The organism is Vibrio sp. B7, assembly GCF_963888765.1.
GTDB lineage: Bacteria > Pseudomonadota > Gammaproteobacteria > Enterobacterales > Vibrionaceae > Vibrio > Vibrio anguillarum.
Genome location: NZ_CAWPKR010000040.1, coordinates 171,288 through 186,632, shown reverse-complemented (window position 1 = coordinate 186,632; position 15,345 = coordinate 171,288). Strand labels below are relative to the sequence as shown.

Annotated in this window: 15 protein-coding genes; 6 read left to right on the top strand and 9 right to left on the bottom strand. The window is 45.9% G+C overall.

Annotated features, from left to right (window positions below):
* Nucleotides 1-184 precede the first annotated feature (184 nt).
* The gene (locus AACV32_RS17785) at nt 185-1,330 is read right to left on the bottom strand and encodes a DUF2066 domain-containing protein (RefSeq protein ID WP_170895531.1); all 1,146 of its coding nucleotides are present in this window, start codon (nt 1,328-1,330) and stop codon (nt 185-187) included.
* A 189-nt stretch (nt 1,331-1,519) separates the two neighbouring features.
* Between AACV32_RS17785 and AACV32_RS17780 the strand changes: the two genes are divergently transcribed.
* A complete protein-coding gene (locus AACV32_RS17780) occupies nt 1,520-2,779 on the top strand; it encodes a uracil-xanthine permease family protein (protein ID WP_010320498.1) in 1,260 nt (419 codons plus the stop codon).
* A 45-nt stretch (nt 2,780-2,824) separates the two neighbouring features.
* On the opposite strand, the gene ybaK is transcribed toward AACV32_RS17780, so the two are convergent.
* The 8 genes from ybaK to hemA form a co-directional block, all read right to left on the bottom strand.
* Nucleotides 2,825-3,301 (bottom strand): Cys-tRNA(Pro) deacylase, encoded by a 477-nt coding sequence (gene ybaK / locus AACV32_RS17775; RefSeq protein WP_026027304.1) that lies wholly within the window; start codon nt 3,299-3,301, stop codon nt 2,825-2,827.
* Between the two features lie 106 nt (nt 3,302-3,407).
* On the bottom strand, nt 3,408-5,069 hold the full coding sequence (gene ushA / locus AACV32_RS17770; protein WP_170895530.1) for a bifunctional UDP-sugar hydrolase/5'-nucleotidase UshA: 1,662 nt from the start codon (nt 5,067-5,069) through the stop codon (nt 3,408-3,410).
* Nucleotides 5,070-5,429: 360 nt separating this feature from the next.
* Nucleotides 5,430-6,281: a 3-deoxy-8-phosphooctulonate synthase gene (gene kdsA, locus AACV32_RS17765; protein ID WP_026028071.1), complete on the bottom strand. Its 852-nt coding sequence runs from the start codon at nt 6,279-6,281 to the stop codon at nt 5,430-5,432.
* Nucleotides 6,282-6,303: 22 nt separating this feature from the next.
* Nucleotides 6,304-7,113, bottom strand: coding sequence for a SirB1 family protein (locus AACV32_RS17760; protein ID WP_017048839.1), 810 nt, complete (start codon nt 7,111-7,113; stop codon nt 6,304-6,306).
* An 18-nt stretch (nt 7,114-7,131) separates the two neighbouring features.
* Nucleotides 7,132-7,515, bottom strand: coding sequence for a SirB2 family protein (locus AACV32_RS17755; RefSeq protein ID WP_170895529.1), 384 nt, complete (start codon nt 7,513-7,515; stop codon nt 7,132-7,134).
* Entirely contained in the window at nt 7,500-8,381 is an 882-nt protein-coding gene (gene prmC / locus AACV32_RS17750) for a peptide chain release factor N(5)-glutamine methyltransferase (RefSeq protein ID WP_170895528.1), read from the bottom strand. Before prmC ends, AACV32_RS17755 begins: the two co-directional genes overlap by 16 nt.
* Before the next feature lie 4 nt (nt 8,382-8,385).
* Nucleotides 8,386-9,474 carry a peptide chain release factor 1 gene (gene prfA / locus AACV32_RS17745; protein ID WP_013856266.1) on the bottom strand — a complete coding sequence of 363 codons (1,089 nt, stop codon included), beginning with the start codon at nt 9,472-9,474 and terminating at the stop codon, nt 8,386-8,388.
* A gap of 30 nt (nt 9,475-9,504) precedes the next feature.
* Nucleotides 9,505-10,764 carry a glutamyl-tRNA reductase gene (hemA, locus tag AACV32_RS17740; protein ID WP_013856265.1) on the bottom strand — a complete coding sequence of 420 codons (1,260 nt, stop codon included), beginning with the start codon at nt 10,762-10,764 and terminating at the stop codon, nt 9,505-9,507.
* Between the two features lie 161 nt (nt 10,765-10,925).
* On the opposite strand from hemA, the gene lolB reads away from it, so the two are divergent.
* The 5 genes from lolB to ychF all read left to right on the top strand — a co-directional run bounded on the left by lolB (nt 10,926) and on the right by ychF (nt 15,243).
* Nucleotides 10,926-11,558, top strand: a complete 633-nt coding sequence (gene lolB / locus AACV32_RS17735) for a lipoprotein insertase outer membrane protein LolB (RefSeq protein ID WP_170895527.1) — start codon at nt 10,926-10,928, stop codon at nt 11,556-11,558.
* The gene (ispE, locus tag AACV32_RS17730) at nt 11,555-12,427 is read left to right on the top strand and encodes a 4-(cytidine 5'-diphospho)-2-C-methyl-D-erythritol kinase (protein ID WP_019280893.1); all 873 of its coding nucleotides are present in this window, start codon (nt 11,555-11,557) and stop codon (nt 12,425-12,427) included. Before lolB ends, ispE begins: the two co-directional genes overlap by 4 nt.
* A gap of 29 nt (nt 12,428-12,456) precedes the next feature.
* A complete protein-coding gene (locus tag AACV32_RS17725; protein ID WP_010320509.1) occupies nt 12,457-13,401 on the top strand; it encodes a ribose-phosphate pyrophosphokinase in 945 nt (314 codons plus the stop codon).
* Nucleotides 13,402-13,550: 149 nt separating this feature from the next.
* Nucleotides 13,551-14,141 (top strand): aminoacyl-tRNA hydrolase, encoded by a 591-nt coding sequence (gene pth / locus AACV32_RS17720; protein WP_013856262.1) that lies wholly within the window; start codon nt 13,551-13,553, stop codon nt 14,139-14,141.
* A 10-nt stretch (nt 14,142-14,151) separates the two neighbouring features.
* Nucleotides 14,152-15,243 carry a redox-regulated ATPase YchF gene (gene ychF, locus AACV32_RS17715; RefSeq protein WP_013857965.1) on the top strand — a complete coding sequence of 364 codons (1,092 nt, stop codon included), beginning with the start codon at nt 14,152-14,154 and terminating at the stop codon, nt 15,241-15,243.
* The last annotated feature ends 102 nt before the right edge of the window (nt 15,244-15,345 follow it).

Genomic DNA, 15,345 nt, shown 5'->3' with positions numbered 1-15,345 from the left:
ATCATTAATTATGTTTAGAGCTTGAGAAACATCCATAAAAAAATCCAAGTGCATTAAATACACTTGGATTTTGACAGCTCTGAAGGATCGTTCAACCGATCACTTTGGCCTTAACTGATCGGCATTAGCCCTGATGGGCTCTTTTTGATTATCTCAGCATTTGTTCAAGAGGTGACTGAGTACTTTACGCTTGCCACTCAAAAGAGAGCACTCGCTTCACTGGTTCAGTGATGGCCTGAGATAATGACGGTTCAGGTGTGACTTGCAAAGAGCCTGACTCCACAGCAGAATCATCAACCTCTGCTGCTGGGGTAAGCTGTGTTGGCACACTCTCTGGATGTGGGTCGTCAATTTTAGCGACTTTGCCCATGCGTAGCACTTCTTGCTCAAACTCGGACTCTGAAGCCAACAAATGCACTTCGAAAGTAATTTCCTCACCTTGAATCTTGAGAATGTCCAAAGAAGCAACAGAGCTTAAGCGCTTCAACTTATTCTCCAAGGTAAAGAAATCCATTACATCATCAATCGGGCTAAAACGAGCAAGCAGCGAAGAAGAGGATTCACTGGCCACGATAACCGAGCTCTTTCTTGCATAGTAATCACTCAATTGATCGACCATTTGTTCAATGGCATCGTCACCAGACGCTTGACCAGACAGTGGCGCTTTCGTGGCTTGTGCCATTTGAGCGGCGGGTTGATCATACAAACTCCAACGCACACCATTACTTTGTACTCTGACCACCAATACCGCATCAGTTGGATAACGTTGGCTAGCCATGCTGATAGGCTGCACGAAACCGCCCCACAAATCCGATACTTCCACACCAGTAATATCATCAAAATCACCCACAGGCACTGTGATAGGCAAACCGCGAGTTTGAGTCGCGTCTTTAAGCTGTTTTAGCGTACTCGTGTCAGAGTGTTCCCATGCAATGCTGCGCTCATAACCTGACTCTTCAATCAACCAGACTAAAACATTAGCTCGGTTTTCAGGCCAAAATGGTAATTGAGCTTGAGTTAGTAATGTGCGGATATGCGGTGCGCTAAACCCCATAACAATCGAAGATTGCGCCCCATTTTGACCATAACTGATTTGCGCTAAATATTGCGAATTCTGCCTTAAGGCTTTTTTAATCACCTCATTGTTCACCGCATTCCTATCACCCGAAGCTCGAACAATCACTTCGCTCATCCCTTTGATACGAGCATTCGCGTCGGCATTGTCTTGCTGTTGATCAATCACGACTTCGGTATGGTATAAGTCGACCTTGGTTAAGGCATAAGCAGGGAGAGTGAGTAAGCTCATCACCAACATAGCTAAATAGCGCATACTGTTCCTATGATCTGTTTTGTGAACGTCGATGATAAGCAACTATCCGGTCCGCGGCAAGGAATCCACGGCAGAGTTCGGTGATAATTTCATCAACATTTGTGACTTTATTTGATCTAGTTTCAATGGCAATCGTTTGCAAAAGTGATAGAATCCCGCGAATTTTTATTTTGCTTCAGGGAAATCATGATGAAAAATGCCATCCAAGGCGCACAGATGCTCTTCGTCGCATTTGGTGCGCTGGTTCTTGTCCCGCTGTTAACTGGGCTTGATCCTAACGTTGCACTATTTGGCGCCGGTGTCGGTACCCTTTTATTCCAACTTATTACTCGCCGCTCTGTCCCCATCTTTCTTGCTTCTTCCTTTGCCTTTATTGCACCGATTATGTTTGGCATCCAAACTTGGGGCGTTGCCTCGACGATGGGCGGTTTAGTGGCCGCTGGTTTTGTCTACATACTACTGGGAGCGATCATCAAAGTCCGTGGCGTAGAAATCATCCACAAAATTTTACCTCCTGTGGTCGTTGGCCCGGTGATCATGGTGATTGGCTTAGGCCTTGCGCCTGTTGCTGTAAACATGGCGCTAGGTAAAACTGGAGATGGTTCGGTACAACTGATTAGCTCAGATGTAGCGATGTGGATCTCTTGCGTTTCACTGTTAACCACTATCACGATTAGCGTCTTTGCCAAAGGTTTTCTCAAACTGTTGCCGATCTGCGGCGGTATTTTTGCAGGCTATCTTTTGGGCCTCTATTTTGGTGTAGTGGATTTTACTCCTGTTACGCAAGCGGCTTGGCTGTCAATGCCGAACTTCACTTTCCCTGAGTTCAACATCAACGCTATCTTGTTCATGATCCCAGTTGCAATTGCTCCGGCAGTCGAACACGTGGGCGATATGCTCGCGATCTCAAACGTCACTGGAAAAGATTACATCAAGAAACCTGGGCTACATCGCACCATTGCGGGTGACGGTGTTGCCACCATCGCAGCCTCGATGCTGGGTGCGCCACCAAACACTACGTACAGCGAAGTGACGGGTGCCGTAATGCTGACGAAAGCCTTTAATCCAGTAATCATGACTTGGGCTGCGATCACCGCGATTGTATTAGCATTGGTTGGTAAGCTGGGCGCGCTACTACAAACCATTCCAATTCCCGTAATGGGCGGCATTATGATTTTGCTGTTCGGTTCAATTGCAACGGTTGGCCTAAACACACTGATTAAAAATCATGTCGATCTGCACAAGTCTCGCAACTTAGTGATTGTGGCAGTGACATTAGTGTTTGGTATCGGCGGCATGGCCTTTGGTATCGGAGAGTTTAGCCTACAAGGTGTCAGCTTATGCGGTATCGTAGCCATTATTCTAAACTTGATCCTTCCTAATGACTTAGGAGAAAACCATGTGGTGGATAACGCCCAGATGGAAGAAGAGATCAAACTGAAGAACTAATTTTGCCAGTCAATCCGGCCTCAATCGAGGCCGGATTTTCATTCTCTATTCTTGACACAATTCAACAAACTCACCTCGCGTTAATAACGCAAGATCGCTCGGTGCCAATTCAATCTCTAAACCGCGCTTACCTGCACTGACACAGATGGTCGATTGATCTTCTGCGCTGAGATGAATGAAGGTCGGTAGTGCTTTTTTCTGCCCAAGTGGGCTAATGCCGCCGACCACATAACCCGTGGTTTTTTGCGCTATGTCTGGATTAGCCATTTCCGCTTTTTTCGACTTAGCCGCTTTGGCCGCACGCTTTAAGTTTAATTTTTGATCAACAGGAATAATCGCGACAGCGAGATTTTTCGGCTCGCCATTTAAGCAAAACAGCAGTGTTTTAAACACTTTTTTCGGATCTTGTCCCAAAACCTCAGCCGCTTCTAAACCATAACTGCTGTGATTAGGATCATGTTGATATTGATGGAGAGTATGAGGAATTTTTTTCTTTTTCGCCAAATCAATCGCAGGTGTCATCGTGCTTATCTCAAAGTAACCGTTAGTGCCAATAAAAAAGCGATGCCTAAGCACCGCCTTTAGTTAAAATGATTGCTCACAATGAGTCAAACTCTTTATCGCGCTATCACTTATAGACAATTTCGCCCGCTGGCGCATATTGGTTCACATCAATTGGACTATGTGCTTCGAGGTAATCTTTCAATACTTCCGCGTCCACAAACCCCGTATTCACATAACCTGGATGATCGGAGATTTTTGGATAACCATCACCACCTGCTGCATTGTAACTAGGCACGGTGAAGCGATACGTTTCGTCCAAACGGAGCTGCTTATCACCAATAAAGACGTTCGATACCTTACCATTGGCCACTGTCATCGAAATCCCCGCGAATTGTACATAAGCGCCAGAATCAACAGGTTTGGTCGCCACTTCATTGAGGTAATCCAACACTTCAGCCCCGGTCATATCGGTATAAGTGAGAATATTGGCAAAAGGTTGTACTTTGAGCACATCTTTATAAGTGATTTTTCCTGCATCAATCGAATCACGCACGCCGCCAGAATTCATCACCGCAAAGTCGGCTTTTGCGCGTTCCATATGAGAAAGTGCAATCAAACGACCTAAATTGGTTTGTTGGAAACGCACAACGTTGCGATCCCCTTCTAACTTGCCATTACTTTGTGCAATGACTACATTCAGTTTCGCTTGGCCTTGTTCTTGATATGGACGCAAGAAGCTAAGCATTTCTGAATCTTCAGCGATTTGATCTTGAATCAGTACGCGCTTACTCTCGCCATTCACGTTCACTTTTTTCTTCAGGTTTACAGGGATCAGGTTGTAGCTCACCATGTTCAGTTCACCATTACGGAATTCATAATCCGCACGGCCAACATACTTACCCCATTCATGCGCTTGCACTATGTAAGTACCGTTTTGCATATCAGGCTTACATTCATCTCCCGGATGGAAGTTTTTCTTCACCACGTTAGGGCCTTCCATGCAGACAGGCTCTTGAGAGTGGCCGCCGACGATCATATCGAGAGAACCTTCATCCAAGTATCGTGCAAGCGCAACATCACCCGGAGCATTCACACCACGTTGACCATTTTCATAATGGCCCATGTGGGTAACGGCAAAAATAAGGTCCGGCTTTTCCGTTTTCTCAATTTCTGCGATCAGTTTTTTCGCTTCTTCTTTTGGATCTCTAAACTCAATACCACCAATATATTCAGGGTTGCCGATTTTAGCGGTATCTTCAGTCGTTAAACCGATAACCGCTATTTTCACGCCCTGTTTATCAAACATTTGGTAGGCTTGGAATAGACGTTTTCCGGTCGCTTTATCGTAAATGTTGGCCGACAGCATTGGGAAATTCGCCCACTCTTTTTGCTTAAACAGCACCTCGAGCGGGTTATCGAATTCATGGTTACCTAACGCCATTGCATCATAACCAATCTTGCTCATGCCTTTAAAATCAGGCTCTGCATCTTGCAGATCAGATTCAGGAACTCCGGTATTAATATCGCCACCAGAAAGAAGCAGTACGCTGCCGCCTTCAGCTTCAATATCAGAGCGAAGATCGTCGATCAGCGTTTTACGTGCCGCCATACCATACTCGCCATATTTGTTTTGCCAGAAACGACCGTGGTGGTCATTAGTGTGTAACACGGTGAGTTTATAAGTCGTATCTTCTTTCCACTCATGAGTGGGTTGAGTTGCGCAACCCACAAGGGCTGTAAGAATGGCCGCGCTGAGCGCTGTTTTTAGAATAAGACGTTGTTTCATTATCATACCTTTGAACTTGAAAAATCCACTGCTTGTGAGGGGGAGGTCATGGTCAACGTTGCAAACACAAAATCAAGCCATACCAATAAACTTGACCCAGTTTAAATTAACATCTCAAAGGTGACAGATTGATTTCATATTTATGTAGAATTGATCACTATAAAATCAATTCAAAAATGTAACGGTTGCCACAGGTTACACGTGAAATTTTAATGGATCACAGGCAATCGTTTTCTTTCCTAAACACGAAAAAATAAGGAAAAGTGAGCACTTAGACAAGATAAACAAGTTTGGGAAACATTCGATAAAATTTGACCACCTTGCGGTGGCCAAATTATGAGTGGTAGATCCAACAAAAAATCAGCGGATATCGATATGAGCAAAGCTCTTGATCAAATCATCTAACGCTTTCATTTGTGCAAGGAAAGGTTCAAGTTTATCCAAAGGCAGTGCCGATGGACCATCGCAACGCGCTTTATCTGGGTTTGGATGCGCTTCAATAAAAAGGCCCGCAATCCCGGCAGCAAGACCTGATTTTGCTAACTCAACTGTCTGTTCACGACGCCCACCAGAAGCTGCGCCAGAAGGGTCGCGCATTTGCAGTGAATGGGTCACATCAAAAATAATTGGGCTGCCGTTTGATACTTTTTTCATCACACCAAAACCCAACATATCAACGACTAGATTATCATAGCCATGGCAAGCACCACGTTCACACAAAATCACTTTGTCGTTGCCGCACTCTGCAAATTTTTCCACGATATTGCCCACTTGGCCAGGGCTCATAAATTGTGGTTTTTTCACGTTGATCACTGCACCTGTTTTCGCCATCGCTTCGACAAGGTCAGTTTGACGAGCAAGAAACGCTGGCAGTTGAATCACATCAACCACCTCAGACACAGGCTGAGCTTGAGCTTCTGTGTGCACGTCAGTGATGATTTTGACGCCAAAGGTCTCTTTTAGCTCTTGGAAAATTTTCATTCCCTCTTCCAAGCCGGGGCCACGATAAGAGTGAACAGAGCTGCGGTTGGCTTTATCAAAAGAAGCTTTAAACACATAAGGGATACCGAGTTTATCGGTCACTTTCACGTAATGCTCACAGATTTGCATCGCTAAATCACGGGATTCAAGGACGTTCATTCCAGCAAACAGAGTAAACGGTTTGTCGTTAGCAACGGGAATATCACCCACGTGGACGATTTTTTGTTCCATTTTATTCTCTCTCATTTAGCGGTTAATGCAGCGTAATAGCTTCAAAGCTTAATGCATTAACTTGATTTTTTAATAACTCAGCCGCCGGATCATTCGGACAATGATCAATAAAGTATTGATAATCGGATAAGGCAATTTGGTGACAATCCAGTTGCTGATAGATAAATCCGCGATCGCGGATCTCATACGGATCATCAGGAACAAAAGTCAGCGCTAAATCAGTACAACGCAGCGCTAAGGTATAACGCTCTTCTCTTAATAGTGCGCTCTTTAGTAGTGCCAGCCAACGACCGATCACCGTCGGATTATCTGTCACTTCCAAATGACTCGATTTCAGCTTAGACAAAACCCCTTTATGCCCAACTAACCACGCTTGTAGTATATGTAATGAGACGGTTTCACCAGTAAAAGGGTTAATATAAATCGGTGATTCATCGCACCAATGCAACTGCAATAAAAACTGTGTGGGAAAGGTAATACCTTGTAAAGGAAAGCCTAGCTTGCGCGCAAAATAGAGCAACAGCGCACCTAAACTGACGGGAATACCTTTGCGGTGCTGCAATACTTTATCGATGAAGGCATTACGTGAATCAAAATAAGCCTCTCTGTCACCGCGAAAACCCCATTGTTGGTAAAACAGATGCAACAACGCTTCGAAACGCTGTTTTTCATCCTGCTCATTAGCTAACTCGTGTTTTGCTTGTGTAAGCAAACGGGCCAACTCTTGGCGTGCCCATTCATCCTCAGTTTCAGGATTGACGGCCTTGTTTAAGATCAGCGCCCCTTCCACCAATTCCATTGCATCAAAATCTTCATCGAACCATTCAAACATAATGCCGCTCGGATGCTGTTAGCCTAAAAACATAGCCGTTTTTACGATGGCGATTTTTCCCGCCATAGCAAGCCAACCTAATGCGCCCAAAAAAGCAAAGGTACGCAACAGCTTATTCCGACCCAGTTTGAGCGCAAAGAAGCCCAGCGCAATGTACGCCATCACACAAGTCAGCTTCTCAGTTAACCAAGGTGCGGCTGGGCTAAATGGGATAAAACCAGACATCACAATCAACGCGATACCCGATAACAACAACAACGAATCGTTAATATGAGGAAAACGTTTCAAAAAAGGGTGTTGCAGCCATTTGGAATCCATCATCATCAAGGCATAACGTACCGACAACAATAGTGCACTGATCGCAATGGTCAGTAGATGAAAATGTTTTAATCCTTCGTACATGATGCTCTCTCTTCTGAGTGCGAATATTGACCCAGTGTGACTCGGTCATTACCCGCATAATCCTTTTCTGTCACTACATGGTGATAGCCGAGTGACTCAAATAACGCTCTGACTACCGCCCCTTGATCATAACCATGTTCAAACAGCAGCCAGCCTTGTTGCTGCAAATAGTGACGCGCATTCTCTGCAATGTGTTTAATGTCAGCCAAGCCTTTGTCTTTGGCCACCAGCGCACTTAAAGGCTCAAAACGTACATCCCCTTGCGTGAGATGGGGATCATTTTCTTCAATATATGGTGGATTGGAGACAATTAAAGCAAACTTTGTACCGAGCTTTAAAGGTTCAAACCAACTGCCTTGTAAAAATGTGACATTGGTAATAGTTAAACGCTGCGCGTTTTCCAACGCTAAGGCTTGCGCTTCTGGGCGTAAGTCGATACCAACCACATGACGTTCAGGTAACTCGGACGCTAGCGCTAATGCGATTGCGCCAGTTCCTGTGCCTAAGTCCAAAATATCCCCTGGCGTCTGCTGGCTTTTTTCTAACGCAATTTCAACCAAGCGTTCAGTATCCGGCCGAGGAATTAATGTCGAAGGCGAAACTTTCAGTGGCAGCGACCAAAACTCACGTTCCCCAACCAAATAGGCCACAGGCTCCCCCGTCACTCGACGCGTAATCAGCGAGCAAAATTGCCGCGACTGCGTTTCGCTTAAGGTCTTTTCAGGCCAAGTCAGCAGATAAGAACGTGGTTTATCCAGTACATGGCAAAGCAGCACCGCTGCATCCACAGAAGGCGAATCACTGCCGCCTTCTTGGAGTTGAGCAATCGCGGCTTTCAACGCATCATCAATACGAGATAACGTCATGGGATCAGTGTTGATCGGCAAGAGCGGCAAGTTGGTCTGCTTGATATTCTTGAATGATTGGATCAATCAAGCTTTGCAGATCCCCTTCCATCACTTCATTAAGACGATAGATGGTTAAGTTAATACGATGATCGGAAACGCGACCTTGCGGGTAGTTGTAAGTACGAATACGGTCGCTACGATCACCAGAACCCAGTAGGTTACGACGAGTATCGGACACTTCGGCTGCGCGCTTCGCTTCTTCCGCTTGTGCAATACGAGCGGCCAATACGGCCATCGCTTTGGCTTTGTTTTTGTGCTGTGAACGCTCGTCCTGACACTCTACTACCGTGCCTGTTGGTAAGTGGGTAATACGGATCGCAGAGTCGGTGGTGTTTACGTGCTGACCACCCGCGCCCGATGAGCGGAAAGTGTCAATTTTCAGATCGCTAGCTTTAATTTCTGGAATTTCGGCTTCAGGAATTTCGGGCATGATCGCGACGGTACAAGCGGAAGTATGCACACGACCTTGAGATTCCGTGGCCGGAACACGCTGTACGCGGTGACCGCCTGATTCAAACTTAAGCACACCGTAAGCGCCATCACCACTCACTTTAGCAATCACTTCTTTATAGCCGCCATGCTCAGCATAACTAGCGGACATAATTTCGATACGCCAGCTCATTTTCTCAGCATAACGGCTGTACATACGGAACAGATCGCCAGCAAAAATACCCGCCTCATCACCGCCCGCCCCTGCACGAATTTCTAAGAAGCAGTTGCGATCATCGTTCGGATCTTTTGGTAGCAGCAGAATTTGCAATTCATCAGTGAGACGTTCAATCGTCGCTTTGGCTATTTTGATTTCCTCTTGAGCCATCTCACGCATCTCGGCGTCTTCTTCTTTGGTCATCTCTTCTGCGGCAACCAAATCCTCTTGCGCTTGTTGGTAAGCTTGGAAGCATTTAGTGACTTCCTCAAGCTGAGAGTACTCTTTTGACAAAGTACGGAATTTGTTTTGATCACTAATTACGGTAGGCTCGCCAAGCAGGCGCTGAACCTCTTCGTAACGCTCAACAAGGGATTCAAGCTTAACTAAAATCGACGCTTTCATAGTTTCTTCTTTAATTCGGAGTGACGGATATTATCGAGGGTCGTCAAGACCCAAACTTTGTCTAATCACGGCCAATTTAGCCGGTTCACCTAACTCGGCAGCGCTTTGCAATGCTCGGGTTGGTGTGTGGATCAATCGATTGGTGAGTTTGTTACTTAACTCAAGTAACACTTTTTCAGGATCGCCCCCTGCAGCCAGTGCCTGCAAGCTTTTGCTGAGCAATTCTTGACGAATTTCGTTGGCCGATTGACGGTATTCTCGGATGCTGTCTACCGCTTGCAAGGAGCGCATCCAGCTCATAAAGGCTGCGCTCTCTTCACTGACAATCGCTTCAGCTTGAATGGCTTCAACTTTACGCTGTTCCATATTGCTGTCTACAATCGACTGAAGATCATCAACCGTATACAGATAGGCATCGTTTAAATCACCGACCTGCGATTCAATATCACGAGGCACGGCAATATCAATCAATAACATGGGTTGATGGCGACGCACTTTAATCGCACTTTCTACCATCCCTTTGCCAATAATCGGCAGTGGGCTGGCGGTGGAACTGATGACGATATCCGCGTGGGCGAGGTAGTCAGGTATCTCATTGAGTGCAATCACTTCAGCGTCAAACTGCTGTGCAAGCCCCATCGCTCGCTCGCGGGTTCGGTTGGCAACTATCATGCGTTTACATCGATGGCTAGCTAAATGCTTCGCAACCAGTTCGATGGTTTCACCCGCCCCAACCAACATTACCGTTGAATCAGAGAGTGATTCAAAGATCTGCTTTGCCAACGTACAAGCAGCATAAGCCACAGATACCGCACTGCCGCCTATTTCGGTTTCGGTGCGCACACGTTTAGCTACCGAGAATGCTTTTTGAAACAGTTTTTCAATCGCTGAATCAGCCGCGTTATGCTCGCGAGCATCCGCATAGGCTTGTTTCACCTGCCCTAAAATCTGCGGCTCACCCAATACCAGTGAATCCAGCCCACAAGCCACTCGCATCAAATGACGAATAGCGGCTTGTTCTTCGTGTACATACAAACTTGGTTTAAGATCTTCTGGATTCACATGATGGAACTGAGACAACCAATCGATTAACTTACTTTTGCTCGATGATTTTACATCACAATAAATTTCCGTGCGATTACAGGTAGAGACAATAACGCTACCTTGAACGCTGGAACTGGACGCAAGTTGTCGCAAGGCTTCTGATAATTTATCAGGACCAAACGCCACTTTCTCTCGCAGTTCTACCGACGCTGTATTGTGATTTATTCCAATAGCAAGCAAGGACATCTATAGAGGTTTCTCGGTTCAGGAAATGTAAATAGGAGCAGAATTTTACTTGATGCCCTGTTTTAATGAAAGGGCAACAGGGATTTGTTTTCCCGACTTCGTGATATCAATGATATAGTGAGGCGTTTTTACGGCCTTCACTGTGTAAATAATGGGCAGATATGACACGCGCAAATAGACTGATTTTAACTCTCCTCACTCTGCTAACACTCTTTGGTTGCACAAACTTACCCTCAACAAGGGTCGAGAGCCTCGGCTGGCAGCAACACCAACAGCAATTGCAAACGATCCGCGAGTACCAAGCCAGCGGAAAACTCGGCTATATATCACCACAACAGCGCCAATCCCTCAATTTTCATTGGCAAAAAAACGCCGACCATAGCCAGCTTCGTCTCTCAACATTTTTAGGGCAGACCGTTTTAAATCTCTCCATCTCGCCTCAGGGCGCCCAGGTCAAAACGTATGATGATCAAATTATCGATGCGCAGAATGCGGATGCTTTAGTTTACGAGTTAACTGGGTTATCGATCCCCATTGAGCAGCTACAAAATTGGCTGCTTGGGCTACCAACCGAGGCGGATGGTTTTCAATTGAATCAAAATAATTTGTTGGCATCGTTAGATAAACAGCTAGGGCTTAGCCGCTGGCACTTGGAATATTTGAACTACCAAGCTTATCCCTTCGTCTCAACATCCGCCTCTTCCACTTCAGTGCCACTTCCGGCCAAACTGAAGCTGACTCAAGATCAAGTTTCATTAAACCTCGTCATTTCAAAGTGGACCCTAACGCCATGATTTGCACCCCAACCCACTGGCCATCACCCGCTAAGCTCAACCTGTTTCTGTACATCACCGGGCAAAGAGCCGACGGATATCATGAATTACAGACACTGTTTCAATTTCTCGATTTTGGTGATGAGTTAACCATTACCGCCAATCAGTCTGGCGAAATAACTCTCACACCAGCCATTGCTGGCGTTGCGCTACAAGACAACTTGATTTGGAAAGCGGCCATCGCCTTACAAAAGGCAAGTGGATGCCGCTATGGCGCGAGCATTGAATTAAATAAAGTTTTGCCAATGGGAGGTGGCATCGGTGGCGGCTCTTCCAATGCTGCAACCGTGCTTGTTGCACTGAACTACTTATGGCAAACCAATTTATCACAGCAAGAACTCGCTACGCTCGGTTTAACACTCGGGGCGGATGTTCCCGTTTTTGTCCATGGCTTTGCCGCATTTGCTGAAGGCGTAGGTGAAAAACTGACCCAAACCGAACCAAAGCAAAAATGGTATTTGGTGGTTCGGCCTAATGTGAGCATTGCAACGAAAGATATTTTCACTCATCCCCAATTGATAAGGAACACGCCAAAACGAGCGCTAGCAACGCTTCTCGAACACCCTTACGAAAACGATTGCGAAAAAATTGTCCGAATGCTGTACCCAGAGGTTGATAAGCAACTTTCATGGCTGCTACAATACGCGCCGTCAAGATTGACTGGGACGGGATCTTGCGTTTTTGCCGAATTTTCTAGCAAAGTAGAAGCGGAAGCTGTCCTTGCCAAGCTCCCTGACACAGTCTTCGCGTTTGTCGCCTTAGGGTGTAACATTTCGCCACTGAAAAAGACTCTGGCTGAATACCAATTCGCCAACACCCGACCTATTTAAAAACTGGACGCAACCCTGAGGTTTCCACCGTGCCTGATATGAAGCTATTTGCTGGTAACGCCACACCTGAACTAGCCCAACGTATTGCTGAACGTCTATACATCTCTCTTGGTGATGCTACTGTTTCTCGTTTCTCCGACGGTGAAGTTGCAGTGCAAATCAACGAAAATGTTCGTGGTAGCGATGTATTTATTATTCAATCTACTTGTGCTCCTACTAATGACAACTTAATGGAATTAGTAGTGATGATTGATGCAATGCGCCGTGCTTCAGCAGGCCGTATTACTGCTGTCATCCCATATTTTGGTTATGCCCGTCAAGACCGCCGAGTGCGCTCTGCTCGTGTACCGATTACTGCAAAAGTTGTTGCAGATTTCCTTTCAAACGTTGGTGTTGACCGCGTTTTGACCATCGACCTTCACGCAGAACAAATCCAAGGCTTCTTTGACGTCCCAGTAGATAACATCTTTGGTACGCCAGTGTTGCTTGAAGATATGAAAGCGCGTGGGTTAGAAGATCCTGTTGTGGTTTCACCTGACCTTGGTGGCGTGGTTCGTGCTCGTGCGACTGCAAAAGCATTAGGTGATATCGACATCGCAATCGTTGATAAACGTCGTCCACGCGCCAACGTGTCTGAAGTTATGAACCTGATTGGCGATGTTGATGGTCGCGATTGTGTGATCGTGGATGACATGATCGACACTGGCGGCACTTTGTGTAAAGCCGCTGAAGCGTTGAAAGAACGTGGTGCAAAACGTGTGTTTGCTTACGCAACGCACGCGGTATTCTCAGGTAACGCAGCGAAAAATATCAAAAACTCAGTACTAGACCAAGTTATCGTCACAGACTCGATCACCCTATCTAAAGAGATGGCGGCAACCGGCAAAGTGACACAATTAACCTTGTCTAGCATGCTTGCTGAAGCGATTCGTCGCATTAGCAACGAAGAGTCTATTTCTGCCATGTTTAATTAAAACTCAGTTTATTTACTGATTTTTAAATGCTTTTAAAGCACTTCATTGAAAAATGAGGTGCTTTTTCCTTTGTTATTTTAGCGCCTCGCACCCTTTCCCTTTTGTGTGCTATCATACCGCGCTTTTGATATTGCAAAGAGATCCTAACCTTGAGCCAACCAATCAAACTTCTTGTCGGGCTAGCGAATCCTGGCCCTGAATACGCCAAAACGAGGCACAATGCTGGCGCTTGGGTAGTAGAAGAATTAGCCCGAGTTCATAACGTCACCTTGAAAAACGAAGCCAAATTCTTCGGTTTCACCGGACGTATCGTGGTTAATGGTGAAGATCTGCGTTTATTGATCCCAACAACTTTTATGAATTTATCCGGTAAAGCCGTGGCGGCCATCGCCAAGTTTTACCAGATAAAACCAGAAGAGATCATGGTGGCACATGATGAACTAGACTTACCTCCCGGGGTAGCTAAGTTCAAAATGGGCGGCGGTCATGGCGGGCATAATGGCCTTAAAGACACCATCAGCAAACTCGGCAATAACAAAGAATTCTACCGCCTGCGGATTGGTATCGGCCATCCGGGGCACAAAGATAAAGTAGCAGGCTATGTTTTAGGTAAAGCACCCGCCAAAGAGCAAGAGTGCCTAGATGCCGCAGTTGACGAATCGGTTCGTTGCTTCGACATTTTACTAAAAGATGGTCTAACTAAAGCACAAAATCGCTTACATACGTTCAAAGCTGAATAAGGTTACAGTCATGGGTTTTAAATGTGGCATCGTGGGTTTACCAAATGTGGGTAAATCGACATTATTTAATGCACTAACTAAAGCGGGCATCGAAGCAGCAAACTTCCCGTTTTGCACTATCGAACCAAACACGGGTGTGGTTCCTGTTCCAGACCTTCGTCTCGATGCGTTAGCAGAAATTGTAAACCCTCAACGTATCCTTCCGACGACAATGGAATTTGTCGATATCGCAGGCCTAGTGGCTGGCGCGTCAAAAGGTGAAGGTTTAGGCAACAAATTCCTTGCCAATATCCGTGAAACAGATGCGATTGGTCACGTTGTTCGCTGCTTCGAGAACGAAAATATCGTTCACGTAGCAGGCAAAGTATCGCCAATTGAAGATATTGAAGTAATCAATCTAGAGCTTGCCCTTGCCGACCTTGATAGCTGTGAACGCGCCATTCAACGTCAAGCAAAACGTGCCAAAGGTGGCGATAAAGACGCTAAATTTGAAATCACCGTATTAGAGAAGCTACTCCCTGTATTAACGGAAGGTGGTATGGCTCGCACGGTTGAACTCTCAAAAGAAGAGCTAGCCGCCGTAGATTATCTCAACTTCTTAACGTTGAAACCGACCATGTACATCGCCAACGTGAGCGAAGATGGCTTTGAAAATAACCCGTACCTTGATGCTGTCAGAGAGTTTGCAGAAAAAGAGAACAATTCTGTGGTTGCTGTTTGCGCAGCCATTGAAGCTGAACTATCTGAACTTGAAGAAGAAGATCGCGCCGAGTTTTTAGCCGATTTAGGCATTGAAGAACCCGGTCTAAACCGCGTGATTCGTACCGGTTACGAACTGCTAACGCTACAAACCTACTTCACCGCAGGCGTAAAAGAAGTGCGTGCATGGACGATTCCGGTCGGTGCGACGGCTCCGCAAGCGGCGGGTAAAATCCATACCGACTTTGAACGTGGTTTCATTCGCGCTGAAGTTGTGGGTTATGATGATTTCATTCAATATCGCGGCGAAAATGGAGCCAAAGAAGCGGGCAAATGGCGCTTGGAAGGTAAAGAATACATCGTAAAAGATGGCGATGTTATCCACTTCCGCTTCAACGTGTAAATAACTCGTTAATCAGCCATTAATACACCATTAAAGCCGACAGATTCTGTTGGCTTTTTTGTTTTTTCCTCAAAATCAACCTTAGCGACAAGCAAGGAAAAA